Consider the following 12,671-nt stretch of genomic DNA (forward strand, 5'->3'; position numbering starts at 1 on the left):
CCCCAAGGATAGAAGCATCCAGGGCCTCAGGTCACCTTTGCCGCTTGCATCGGCGGGTTGCGCAGGTAATCGAGCGCCGCCAGCACGGCCAATAGCCCCAGGGCGTACCAGGCATCCATGCCCAGCATCAACAGCACCAGGGTGCAGAGCAGCGCGCTGAAGCCGGCTAGCCAGCGCCAGACGCCGCGCAGCAGTGCCCAGCCGGCGGCCATGCTCAGCAGGTAGATGACCACGAAGTTGCCGTTGGCGTAGCGGATCAGGTCGTCCACCGAGAGCTTGAACAGCCCGGCCAGGCTGGCGCACAGGGCGCAGCTCAGGACCACCAGCAGCAGGGCGCGGGCCGGCACGCCGTGGTGATTGCGTTGGGCCAGGCGGGCGGGCAGCTTGCCTTCGTCGGCCAGGCTCCAGATCAGCCGGGCGAAACCCTGGATATAGACGTTCATAGAGGCGAAACAGGCCAGGTAGCCGACCAGCGCGATCAGCCAGCGCGCCCGCTCGCCCAGCAGCAGGTCGAACAGCCGTGGCAGCGAGGCGGCGTCGCTGTGCACATTGCCGTATGCCTGAAAACTCAGCACCGCGACCGAGCAGGCCCAGTACACCAGGCCGGCAAGGAGTACGCCGAGTAGCAGGGCCAGCGGGAAGTCGCGCGTGGGGCGCTTGAATTCCTCGCCCATGTGGGTGAACGCCTCGATGCCGACGAAACACCAGAACATCACCCCCAGTGCCGCGGGGAGCAGGTGCCAGGCGCCGTCGATGGGCGGCAGCAAGGGCTGGCTGGCGTGGGGCAGGTCGCCGACCCACCAGATCAGGCCGACACTGCCGACAATGGCCACGGCGATCAGGCCCTGCACCAGCCCGGAGGCCTTGGCCGGCCGCTGGCCAAGCAGCAGGATGGCGCCGAGGGTGGCGAGCTGGATGGCCAGCGCCTGGCCGCGACTCAAGTCGACCACCGCCTGCCAGAAGCCGCTGGCGATATTCAGTGCCGCCGGCAAGCCGACCGGCAGCACGGCGAGGAACAGCCAGGCGCTGAGGCGCTCCATGCGCGGGCCGAAGGCGCGGCCGATCAGGTGCGGCGCCCCGCCGGCATGGGGGTAGTGCCGGCCCAGCTGGGCGAAGGTGAAGGCGATCGGCAGGACCAGGGCGATGAGGATCATCCAGGCCCACAGCGAAGCCTCGCCAGCCGCGGTGGCGGCCAATGCCGGCACGACGAAAATGCCGGTGCCGAGCAGCGAGGTGCTCAGCAGGCCGATGCCCTGCAGCAGGCCCAGTTCTTGGTTGAGGCGGCTCATGTTGTATGCTCTGCGGTTGTGTTCGTCATGATAATTCCCCCGCCTGCTGCTGGATGCTGGCGAAGCGTCGGTTTTGTCCGACGAACTGGCGGAATTGACCGTCAAATTGCCTTTTGCCCGAGAGCCCAAGTGGACAAGTTCGATCAGCAGATCCTCGCCCTGTTGCGCGCCGATGCGCGTGTACCGGTGAGTCAGATTGCCCGTGACGTCAACCTGTCGCGCTCCGCCGTGAGCGAGCGCATTCGCCAGCTGGAGCAGCGCGGCATCATCAGCGGCTACCATGCCCAGGTCGCCCACCCGGCCGATGCGGGCATCAAGGCCTATCTGGAGCTGTTCTATCAGGGCGGGCGCTGCGAACACTACGTGGAGCGCATGCGCAGCTTCAGCGAAGTCCGCCGCTGCAGCGGTATCAGCGGCGAAACCGACATGCTGGTGTATATCGAAGCGCCCTCGATGCAGCGCCTCAGCGAGGTCCGCGCAGAGATCGAAAACTTCCCCGGGATGCAGAAGGTCAAGACCCATATGGTGGTCAAGGATTGGGCCATGTGAGCGGAACCATGCGCATCCTCCACACCTCCGACTGGCACCTTGGCCAGCACTTCATGGGCAAGACCCGCCAGGCCGAGCACCAGGCCTTCTGCGCCTGGCTGATCGAGCAGGTGCGCGCGCATGAGGTCGATGCGCTGCTGATCGCCGGCGATATCTTCGATACCGGCGCGCCGCCCAGCTACGCCCGCGAGCAGTACAACCGCTTTATCGTCGAGCTGCGCGGCAGCGGCTGCGAGCTGGTGGTGCTCGGTGGCAACCACGATTCGGTGGCCATGCTCGGCGAGAGCAAGACCCTGCTGGCGCAGCTGGATACCCGGGTGATCCCTGGCGTCTGTGCGGATCTGCGCGAGCAGCTGCTGGTGCTGCACCGGCGTGACGGCGCGCCCGGGGCAATTCTCTGCGGCATCCCCTTTATCCGCCCGCGCGATGTGCTGCAGAGCCAGGCCGGGCAGAGTGCGCAGGACAAGCAACTGTCGTTGCAGCAGGCGATCCAGCAGCATTACCAGGCACTGTATGCCCTGGCGCTCGGCATGCGCGCCGAGCTGGGTGGCGACTTGCCGATCATCGCCACCGGGCATTTGACCACGGTCGGCGCCAGCGCCAGCGAGTCGGTGCGCGAGATCTACGTCGGCAGCCTGGAGGCCTTTCCCACCAGCGCCTTTCCGCCGGCCGCCTATATCGCCCTGGGGCATATCCACCGGCCACAGAAGGTCGGCGGCCTGGAGCATATCCGCTACTGCGGCTCGCCGATCCCGTTGAGTTTCGATGAGGCCCGACAGCAGAAGGAGGTGCTACTGGTCGACCTGGATGGCAGCGGCTTGCGCGCGATCACGGCCCTGCCGGTGCCGCGTTTCCAGCCGCTGCTGTCCGTGCGCGGATCGCTCGAGGAGCTGCAGCCGGCGATTGTCGAGGCCGCGCAGCAGGGCAGTAGCGCGTTACCGGTGTGGCTGGAAGTGCTGGTGAGCACCGATGACTACCTCAGCGACCTGCAGCTGCGCATCGCCGCGCTGTGCGAGGGCTTGCCGGTCGAGGTGCTGCGCATCCGCCGCGAGCGCGGCAATGCCGTGGCCGCGTTGCAGGGCCAGGCCCGGGAAACCCTGGACGAGCTGAGCGTGGAGGAGGTGTTCGCCCAGCGCCTGGGCAGCGAAAGCCTGGATCAGGCGCAGCAGGCACCCTTGCTCGCCCTGTACCGCCAGGTGGTAGGCGAATTGCGCGAGGACCAGGCATGAAGATCCTCAGCCTGCGCCTGAAGAACCTCAACTCGCTGAAGGGCGAGTGGAAGATCGATTTCACCGCCGAGCCGTTCAAGGACAACGGCCTGTTTGCCATCACCGGGCCGACCGGCGCCGGCAAGACCACCCTGCTCGACGCCATCTGCCTGGCCCTGTACCACCGCACCCCGCGCATGAGCAGCATCTCGGCCAGCGCCAACGAGCTGATGACCCGGCACACCGGCGATTGCCTGGCCGAGGTCGAATTCGAGGTCAAGGGCGCGCGTTACCGCGCCTTCTGGAGCCAGCGCCGCGCCCGCGACAAGGCCGACGGTGCGCTGCAGGCGCCCAAGGTGGAGCTGGCCACGGCCGATGGCACCATCCTCACCGACAAGATCAACGAGAAACTGCGCGAGACCGAGCGCCTCACCGGCCTGGATTTCGAACGCTTCACCAAATCCATGTTGCTGGCCCAGGGCGGTTTTGCCGCCTTCCTCGAGGCCAACGCCAACCAGCGCGCCGAGCTGCTCGAAGAGCTGACCGGCACCGACATCTACGGGCAGATTTCCCAGCGCGTGTTCGAGCAGACCCGCGAGGTCAGAGGCGCCCTCGACCAGCTGCGTGCGCGCGCCGCCGGCGTCGAGTTGTTGGGTGACCAGCAGCGCAGCGAGCTGCAGCTCGAAGCCCAGCGCCTGGGCGCCGAAGATGCCCGCCTGAATGCCGAGCAGGACGACCTGCACCGCCAGCGCCAATGGCGCGAAGACCTGGGCAAAGCGCAGCACCAGCAACACAGCATGGCGCTGGCCGAGCAGGGTGCCCGGGACGAGTTGCAGGCCGCCCAGGCGCAGCTGGCGCAACTGGCCGCCAGCGAGCCGGCGGCAAGGTTGCAGCCGGTTCATCGCGACTGGCAGCAGGCTCAGCAGGCCGTGCGCCAGGCCGAGCAGGCCTTGCAGCAGACCCAGGTCGCGCAGCAGCAGGCCGCGCAGCGCATCGGCGAGTGCCTGTGGCAGGCTCACCAATACAGCCAGCAGCTGCTTGGCGAGCGACAGCACGCCTACGACCAGCTGGCCGCGCAGCGCCAGCACCTGGACAGCCGCCTGGCCGAGCAGGCGCCACACGCCCGGCTCGGTGAGCAGCTGGTGGCATGGCGCAATCAGTTCGCGGTGCGCCAGCAGTTGGGCATGGACATCGACCAGCTTGGCAGCCGCCAGCAGCAGACCGCCCAGGACGCGCAGCTGCTGCAGCGACAGTTGACCGAGCAGAGCGCGCAGTTGAGCGCCGAGCAGGCGCGCCTGCTGGAGGCGCAGCGGGCAGAGGGCGAGCAGCAGCGGCTAGTCGATGAGCTGTTGGCCGGGCGCAGTGAAGCCGCCCTGCGCGAGCACTGGCAGCTGCTGCACCGGCGCAGCGGCCTGCTGGAGCAGCTCAAGCAGCTGGCCAGCGCTCGCCAGCAACTGGCCGAACAGCAGGCGCAGCTGGACGGCAACGTCGGCGAGTTGCACGGTCAGCACGCCGCCAAGGATGCCGAAGTGCTCGCCTTGCGCGCGCGCTACAAGGATCTGCAGCAACAGCTGCGCGACCAGGAAAAACTGCTGGCGCAGGAGCAGCGCATCCAGGCCCTGGAGGCCTACCGCGCGCAGCTGCAGGAGGGCGACGCCTGCCCCTTGTGTGGTTCCCACCAGCACCCGGCGATTGCCGCCTACCAGGCGCTGGACGTATCCGCCACCCAGCTGGCCCTGCTGGCGAAGAAGGCCGAACTGGAGACCCTGACCGGCAGCGGTCAGCGTCTGGCCAGCGAGCTGGCGACCTTGACCTCCCAGCTCGAACAGCAGCGGCAGCAGTTGCAAGCTGCCCGTCAGGAGCGCACTGAGCAGGACCAACGCTGGCAGCAGTTGACCGAACAGCTCGGCACCGCGCTGGCCGATGCCAGCGCCGTGGCCGCGTACGCGCAGCAGCAGGCGGGCGAACTGGAGGCTAGCCAGCGCCGCCTGGATCAGCTCGATCATTTGAAGAGCGCCCACGAAGGCGCGCGCACGGCTCGTCAGCAGCTCGAACAGGCGTCTGTCGCCCGGCAGCAACAGCTGGCCCTGAGCCAACAGCAGCGCCAGCACCAGGACACTCAGCTGGCGGAAATCGCCGCGCGCCTGGAACAATTGCAGGGCCAGCGCCGCGAACGCGACGGCGTCCTCGGCGCAGAACTGACCGCCCTCGGCTACAGCCTGCCCGCCGACGGTGATGCCTGGCTGCGCGAGCGCGAAGTCGAATGGCACAGCTGGCAGCAGGCGCAACAGCGGCGCCAGCAGCTGGAGGCTGAACAGCGCGAGCTGGAGCATGCTCTCGGCCTTGCCCGCGAGCTGCACGGCAACTGGCTACAGCGCTGGGCGGCAGAGCCGCGGGAACAGTCGTCGGCACTGGCGGCGGTCGCCGATGCGCGGGCCGCCCTGCAACACGCCGAAGCGCAGCTCAGCCATGAGCAGAGCCGTCAGCAGCAATTGCACGGTACCCAACAGACCCAGGCGCAGCGGCTGAGTGATGATCAACATGCCCTGCAGACCAGCGTGCAGCAGTGGGCGGCGGCCCTGGCCGCCAGCCCGTTCGACGACGAGGGCGCATTCCGGGCCGCGCTGCTGGACGATCAGCAGCGCGCTGCGCTGTCCCGGCTCAAGGAGCGCCTGGACCGCTCCCTGGCCGAGGCCCAGGCGCTGAAGACCGCCGCCGACCAGCAGGTGGCGACCTTGCAGGCCAATCCGGCCAGCGAACTCGAGCGCGAACAGCTGGACCAACGCCTGCAGTTGCTGACTGCCGAGCTGAAAACCCTGACCCAGCGCCAGGGCGAAATCCGCGCCCAGCTGCAGGGCGACGATGCGCGGCGGCTGGGCCAGCAGAGCCTGTTCGCCGAGATCGATGCCAAGCAAATCGAGTATGACCTCTGGCAGCAACTCAACAGCCTGATCGGCTCGGCCGACGGCGCCAAGTACCGCAAGTTCGCCCAGGGCCTGACCCTCGACCATCTGGTCTACCTGGCCAACCAGCAGCTCGAACGCCTGCATGGCCGCTACCAGTTGGCGCGGCGTGGCAGCGGCGAGCTGGAACTGGAGGTGATCGACACCTGGCAGGCCGATGTCGCCCGCGACACCAAGACCCTGTCCGGCGGCGAAAGCTTCCTGGTCAGCCTGGCCCTGGCGTTGGCCCTGTCCGACCTGGTCAGCCACAAGACCAGCATCGACTCGCTGTTTCTCGACGAAGGCTTCGGCACCCTCGACGGCGAAACCCTGGAAATCGCCCTGGATGCCCTCGACAGCCTGAATGCCAGCGGCAAGATGATCGGCGTGATCAGCCATGTCGAGGCCATGAAGGAGCGGATTGCGGTGCAGCTGAAAGTGCACAAGAGCGTGGGCATGGGCTACAGCGCCCTGGATCGACGTTATGCCCTGTGACGCGTCGATGCTTGCCCGGCAACCCGGAGGTGCGCCGCGTCTTTACTATGCTGGCCCGGGTACTGACCAGGTTCTTCGGTACAAGCTGGAACCATGGACGTGATGCCCCATCGGGGCGAGGGAGAAGCACGCTTTGCTCAGGCCGCTCATCTGTACTGCTTGGTTGCTGTTTTGCCCCGACGTGGTCCTGGCCGAGCAAGCAGCGGCCGCGCCACTGAGGTTCTGCCATGAGGATCAGGACGCCTATCCCTGGGTCATGACCGACAAGCGCGGGCTCAACCTGGAGTTGCTGGATTTGGTCGCGCAGTCCCTGGCGCAGACCTTCAGCTTTGTTCCCGTGCCCTGGAAGCGCTGCCTGTCCGGGCTGCAACAGGGTATTTATGACGGCGCCTTCGCCGCCAGCTTCAAGGTCGAGCGCATGAGCGCCGGGCGATATCCCCTGGCGGCGGATGATCAGCCGGACGCGAGCAGGCGCCTGCACATGTCGCGTTATGCGCTTTACCGCCGCCGGGGCGACGCGGTGAGCTGGGACGGTTCGGCGTTCCGCCAGCTGAGTGCCGAATCGGCTCGCTGAGCGGGTTTTCCATTGCGGCTTTTCTGCGTGAGCAGGGCGCCGAGGTGGATGAAACCAGTCGCGACCCCTTGGCGCTGCTGCGCATGCTCCAGTACGGACGTATCGAGGCGGCGGCGCTGCAGAGCCAGCGCGCCGACTTCATCCTGCAGGCCAATCCGCCGCTGGCCGCCCGGATCGAAAAGGTCGAGTCGCTGCTGGAAGAAAAACCCTATTACCTGATGCTGTCCAAGGCCCTGGTCGCCGAGCATCCCGCCCTGGCGCAGGCTATCTGGCGCGAGATCGCCCGGCAACGCGAGTCCGCGACCTATCAGCAACGCATGCGTGTATTCCTCAGCAGCGCCACGCCTTGAGGCATGGCGCGGGCGGCCGACGAGCCGACTCAGGCCCTAGCAGCCTGTCGGACTTAACACTGTCCTACTGCGGAAAAGCCGGATTTGATCATTTCTTGCGCGCTTTCTCGTTAAATAGAGCGACTATTCGCCTCAAAAGCGCGCAAGAACTGCTTCAAACCGAACTTTCCCTCGCTACGGACGGTCAAGTCCGACAGGCTGCTAGGGCGTGGCAACGATAAAGCGCAGCACCACTGCGGCCAGCTCTTCGCCCCGGTCTTCCTGGAGGAAGTGCCCGGCACCGGCGATGGTGGTATGGGCCTGGCCCTGGGTGCCGGGAATCACTTTTTGCATCAGTTTGTCGCCGCCGGCGGTGATCGGGTCGCTGTCGCTGAAGGCGGTCAGGAACGGCTTGCACCAGTTGGCCAGCACCGCCCAGGCCGCGCGGTTGGCCGCTGCGGCCGGATCGTCCGGGGTGGTCGGTACCAGCAGTGGAAACTGGCGGGCACCTTCCTTGTAACGCTCGTCCGGGTAGGGGGCGTCGTAGGCGTCTATCACCGCCTGGGGCAGGGGCGTCAGGGTGCCGCCCTTGATCACCCCGCCGGCGGGAAATACCGGCACCTCCTGGGAGAATTTCTGCCAGTTGCTGAAGGCCGCGCCGGGATTGTGATCGCCGGTCGGCAGCATGGTGTTGGCGGCCACCACCCGGGCAAAGCGCAGCGGGTGTTCCGCGACCAGGCGCAGGCCGATCAGGCCGCCCCAGTCCTGGCAGACCAGGGTGACGCGCTTGAGGTCGAGTTGTTCGAGCACCGACTGCATCCAGTCCACATGCCGTTGATAGCTGTAGTCCTGGCGTTGAGTCGGCTTGTCGGATCGGCCAAAACCGACCAGGTCGGGAGCGATGACCCGATGCCCGGCGGCGACGAGTAGGGGGATCATCTTGCGATACAGGTAACTCCAGGACGGTTCGCCGTGCATCAGCAGCACGGGATCGGCAGTGGCAGGCCCCTCGTCGAGGTAGTGCACGCGCAACTGGCCGCTCTCGCCGTCATCCACCTGCAGATAATGGGGCGTGAAGGGATAGCCCGGCAGATTGGTAAAACAGCTGTCCGGGGTGCGTAGAAACTCCATGGGGTTGTTCCTCTTACTGGAAAAACTGACAAACTGGTGCTTGTTGGTGGCGCTGGACAGTCAGTTAACTGCCATGAATATAGCTGCATCAGCGGGGGAGGGGGCGTGACCAGCGCTGGCCTCAAGCCTGCTGGGCCTCCCGGGCATACGCATGCATGATGGCCTGGTAAAGGCCTCACGACTGCCCCTGGCCGCTGGGGTAGGCCGGAGCCAAGCGTGGCACTGAGGCAGTGGCCAACCCGCGACTCATGGCGGAGGCTATGCTCGACGTGGCTGCCGCGAAGCAGCGCTGCGACCTATCAACGCCCTAGAAGCAGGATTGCCAGTGATTGCCGTATTTCTAGTCAACAGCCTGATCGTGATGGCCGCCGTCATCATTCACTACGAGTTTCTCTATAGGCTGACGCAGCTGTTGCCGCGCATCCAGGTGCTCCATCGTTTTCGCATCGTGCTGGGCGTCGGTGGCGCTCTGCTGGCGCATGCGGTCGAGGTGTGGATATTCGCTTTCGCCTACTACCTGATGCACCGTGCCGGTGGCTGGGGCTACCTGGAAGGCAACTTCAACGGCAGTTTGATGGACTCGGTGTATTTCTCCTTCACGACCTTCACCACCCTTGGTTTTGGCGATATCCAGCCGCACGGCGATCTGCGCTTTCTCACCGGTATCGAATCGCTCACCGGGCTGGTGCTGATTACCTGGACCGCGTCCTTTCTCTTCGTGGAAATGCAGCGGTTCTGGAATACGCGATAGCACCGGTCATGGCTGCGCTGTCATCTTTGCTAACAGGCTTGCCCGTTGGTTACTGCCCCGAGCTGGCGCATGATCAGGGCTGGTACTGATGAGCAGCGCACATGGCCAAGCCCCCGCTAATTCCACCCCCAGCCTCCGCACTCGGGCGTTTTTTCAAACTGGCCAGTACCGCGACGCGTATCGGTGGCGGTGTGCTGGGACAGCAGCTTAGCCCGGGGCGTTCGGCTATTGATTGGCAGCCGGTGGCCGAGCAGCTGGGCACTTTGCTCGGCGAGATGAAAGGCCCGGTGCTCAAGCTTGGGCAGATGGCCTCGCAATGGCACGACGTGCTCCCCGAACCGGTGGCGCAGGCCTTGGGCAAGCTGCAGAATCGGGTGCCGGCATTGCCCTTCAGTGCCCTGCAAGGGCATTTGCAGCAGGTCTATGGCGATGAGTTAAGCCAGTACTTCCAGAGTATCGAGGAGCAGCCGTTTGCCGCTGCTTCGTTGGGCCAGGTGCATCGTGCGGTGGCGCTGGATGGGCGGGCGCTGGTGCTCAAGATTCAGTACCCCGGTATCGCCGAGATCTGCGCGGCGGATTTGCGTCAGCTGCGTCGTCTGCTGCCGCTGGGGCGTTTGTTCCGCGCGCCGGCCGAACAGTTGGAAGGGGTCTATCAGGAACTGGCGGCGGTGATCGCGGCCGAGCTGGATTACCCGGCGGAGATGCGCCGCCTGCAGCAGTTCCGCGCGTACTTTGCCGACTGGCCGGGGCTGCGCCTGCCGCAGCCGCAGGAAGATCTGTGCCGCCCGGGCGTACTGGCGTTGAGCGAAGAGCCCGGCTTGCCCTTTGCCGACGTCGCTCAGGCCAGTGCCGAGGTGCGCGAACGCCTGGCCCTGACCCTGGTGCGCTGGCTGAGTACGCAGGCCTTCGAGCTGGGGTTGCTGCATGCCGACCCGCATCCGGGCAATTTCGCCTACACCGCCGCTGGCGAGTTGGTGGTGTATGACTTCGGCTGCGTGCTGGCAGTGTCGCCCGCGTTGCTGGGCGCCTATGTGCAAACCTACCGGGCGCTGCAGGCGCGCGATGGCGAACAGCTGGAGCGGGCTTTCCAGGCGCTGGGTACGCGCCAGCCGCAATCGACCACCCCATATGGCCTGTATCGCCAGTTGCATGGCTTGCTCGGGCCGCTGTTGCAGCGCGGTAAGCGCTGGGATTTCGCCGCCACGCCGCTGCACCAGCAGGTGCAGGCGCTGTTGCCGGATGTATTGGGCGCGCTTGGCAGCCTGCAACCGGCGCCGGCCACCCTGCTGATCAACCGCACCCTGGAAGGGCATTACTGGAATCTCAGCCGGCTTGGGGTGGCCTTGCCGCTGGCGGATCTGCTGCATGAGCAGATGGCGCATGCGCAGAGCCACTAGCCGCCTGCGCGCTCGAGACCAGGCCGGCCGAGGCTTAGGGCGCGACTGAGTCGGCCTCGGGGGCGGTGTTCTGGCCTGCTGCCTGTTGGTACTTGCCCAGCTGAAGGTCGCGGAAATACTGCTGGTAGCGGCCGCTGTCGCGATACTGCTGCAGGCGCCGGTTGAAGCGCTCGCGTAGCGCCTGGCTGCCTTCGAGCTGCCTGGGGAACAGCAGGTAGCTGAAGTTGTTGAGCAGGGGCTTTGGGTGGTGGGTGATCTTGGCGATGTCGGCCGGGGTGAAATGGTTGTGCAGTGCGGCGTAGCCGACGTTGATTTCCTGTGGGTAGAGTGCCACGCGATTTTTCAGCAGTTTCTCGAAGTTCTGCATGTCGCTTGGGACCCGTTCCATGCGCACTTTACCGGTGTCGAGAAAGGCATCGAATTTGGCGCCATAGCTGTACCCCAGGCCGCCGCCGAGGGTCAGGCCGGTCAAGTCGTAGAGGCTGCGCCAATTGAACGGAAAGCTTTTCAGGTGGAAGAACACGAACTGTTCGTCGAGGATCGGCGCGCTATAGAGGAAATCCGCCTCGCGCTCGTTCTTGTGCATCCACACTGCGCTGGCGGCAAATCGGCCAGCGGCGGTTGCCGCATAGGCACGGGGCCAAGGCAGGAACTGGAAGCGCACGCGATAGCCTTCGTCGGCGAACAGGTCGCTGATCAGGTGGGCAATCACGCCGTTGTGCTTGAAATCGGCAGACAGGTAGGGGGGCCAGTCGCCGACACTGATGACCAGCTCCTGGCGTTCGGCGGCCTGAGTGCTCAGGCACAGCAGCAGGCAAAGGCTGATGCATAGTCGTCGGGCATTCATTTGCGCTACTCGGTTTGCACTGCATCCATAATGGCACGTTGGCCAGCCCTTTGTACGTTATCGCACATAGGCCAGTGCTCAAGGGGGCGGCGCATTGCCTGAGCGTGATAAACGCGGCAATGACGACGATTTGCTCTGTGATTGATGCGTGCCTATGGTCATAAACAGCAAGCCGGTTAAGCTTAAAGGCGCTGCCTGGCGGTAGTGCCGGGTCGTCAACCAACAGGGTGGAAAAACCATGTCTTCATTGGGCAAGCTACTGAGTCGTGCACTTGCACTGCTGGCGCTGTGGGGCGTAATGGGTGCTGTCCAGGCGCAGTCAAGCGTGGTGGTCGCCTCCAAGATCGACACCGAGGGCGCGGTGCTGGGGCAGTTGATCTATCAGGCACTCAAGCGAGGCGGGGTGCCGGTGGAAGATCGCACCCAGCTCGGCGCCACCAATATCGTGCGCAATGCGCTGATCGCCGGTGAAGTCGGCATCTACCCGGAGTACACCGGCAATGGCGCGTTCTTTTTCGACAGCGCCGACAGCAGCTTGTGGAAAGACGCCGGGCAGGGATACGCCAAGGTCAAGCAACTGGACTTCGAGGCCAACCAGCTGGTCTGGCTGCAGCCGGCCAACGCCAACAACACCTGGGCCATGAGCGTGCGCGGCGACCTGGCCCGTGCCCACGGCCTGAAGACGCTGGATGATCTGGCCCGCTACCTGAAAGAGGGCGGTGACTTCAAGTTCGCCGCCAGCGCCGAGTTCGTGGAGTCGCCGACGGCGCTCCCGGCATTCCAGGCGGCCTACGGCTTCAAGCTTGGGTCCGAGCAGCTGCTGATCCTCTCTGGCGGCAATACCGCGGCGACCATTCGCGCCGCATCGTTGCAGACCAATGGCGTCAATGCGGCCATGACCTACGGCACCGATGGTGGCTTGAGCGCCCTGGACCTGCAGGTGCTGGAAGACACCCGCGGCGTGCAGCCGGTCTATCAGCCCGCGCCGGTGGTGCGCGCGGATGTCCTGGAGGCCTATCCACAGATTGCCACGCTGCTCCAGCCGGTCTTCGCCGCCCTGGACCTGCAGACCCTGCAGCGGCTCAATGGCGAAGTGGCGGTACTGGGCGCCGAGCCGGCGAAAGTGGCGGCAGCCTTCCTCGATCACCTGGGCCAATGA

Annotated in this window: 11 protein-coding genes; 8 read left to right on the plus strand and 3 right to left on the minus strand. The window is 65.6% G+C overall.

Annotated elements, in window-relative coordinates; genetic code table 11:
* Positions 1-26 precede the first annotated feature (26 nt).
* Entirely contained in the window at positions 27-1,289 is a 1,263-nt protein-coding gene (gene yjeH, locus PH586_RS02835; protein WP_271346245.1) for an L-methionine/branched-chain amino acid transporter, read from the minus strand.
* Between the two features lie 129 nt (positions 1,290-1,418).
* Here yjeH and PH586_RS02840 point away from each other — a divergent pair, with 129 nt between their 5' ends.
* The 5 genes from PH586_RS02840 to PH586_RS02860 all read left to right on the plus strand — a co-directional run bounded on the left by PH586_RS02840 (position 1,419) and on the right by PH586_RS02860 (position 7,407).
* Entirely contained in the window at positions 1,419-1,838 is a 420-nt protein-coding gene (locus PH586_RS02840; protein ID WP_271346246.1) for an Lrp/AsnC family transcriptional regulator, read from the plus strand.
* 8 nt (positions 1,839-1,846) lie between these two features.
* A complete protein-coding gene (sbcD, locus tag PH586_RS02845) occupies positions 1,847-3,067 on the plus strand; it encodes an exonuclease subunit SbcD (protein WP_271346456.1) in 1,221 nt (406 codons plus the stop codon).
* The gene (locus PH586_RS02850) at positions 3,064-6,483 is read left to right on the plus strand and encodes an AAA family ATPase (RefSeq protein WP_271346247.1); all 3,420 of its coding nucleotides are present in this window, start codon (positions 3,064-3,066) and stop codon (positions 6,481-6,483) included. Before sbcD ends, PH586_RS02850 begins: the two co-directional genes overlap by 4 nt.
* A gap of 133 nt (positions 6,484-6,616) precedes the next feature.
* Positions 6,617-7,057, plus strand: a complete 441-nt coding sequence (locus PH586_RS02855) for a type 2 periplasmic-binding domain-containing protein (RefSeq protein ID WP_271346248.1) — start codon at positions 6,617-6,619, stop codon at positions 7,055-7,057.
* Positions 7,058-7,101: 44 nt separating this feature from the next.
* A complete protein-coding gene (locus tag PH586_RS02860) occupies positions 7,102-7,407 on the plus strand; it encodes a type 2 periplasmic-binding domain-containing protein (protein ID WP_271346249.1) in 306 nt (101 codons plus the stop codon).
* A gap of 201 nt (positions 7,408-7,608) precedes the next feature.
* Here the strand turns inward: PH586_RS02860 and PH586_RS02865 are convergent, their stop codons facing one another.
* A complete protein-coding gene (locus tag PH586_RS02865; protein WP_271346250.1) occupies positions 7,609-8,517 on the minus strand; it encodes a haloalkane dehalogenase in 909 nt (302 codons plus the stop codon).
* 325 nt (positions 8,518-8,842) lie between these two features.
* On the opposite strand from PH586_RS02865, the gene PH586_RS02870 reads away from it, so the two are divergent.
* A complete protein-coding gene (locus tag PH586_RS02870) occupies positions 8,843-9,268 on the plus strand; it encodes a potassium channel family protein (protein WP_271346251.1) in 426 nt (141 codons plus the stop codon).
* A gap of 101 nt (positions 9,269-9,369) precedes the next feature.
* Complete coding sequence (locus PH586_RS02875; RefSeq protein WP_271346252.1) at positions 9,370-10,665, plus strand: ABC1 kinase family protein; 1,296 nt, start codon at positions 9,370-9,372, stop codon at positions 10,663-10,665.
* Positions 10,666-10,699: 34 nt separating this feature from the next.
* On the opposite strand, the gene PH586_RS02880 is transcribed toward PH586_RS02875, so the two are convergent.
* A complete protein-coding gene (locus tag PH586_RS02880; protein ID WP_271346253.1) occupies positions 10,700-11,512 on the minus strand; it encodes a substrate-binding periplasmic protein in 813 nt (270 codons plus the stop codon).
* Between the two features lie 238 nt (positions 11,513-11,750).
* On the opposite strand from PH586_RS02880, the gene osmF reads away from it, so the two are divergent.
* A complete protein-coding gene (gene osmF, locus PH586_RS02885; protein ID WP_408636737.1) occupies positions 11,751-12,671 on the plus strand; it encodes a glycine betaine ABC transporter substrate-binding protein OsmF in 921 nt (306 codons plus the stop codon).

This window comes from Pseudomonas aestuarii, from assembly GCF_027988105.1.
Classification (GTDB): Bacteria; Pseudomonadota; Gammaproteobacteria; order Pseudomonadales; family Pseudomonadaceae; genus Aquipseudomonas; species Aquipseudomonas aestuarii.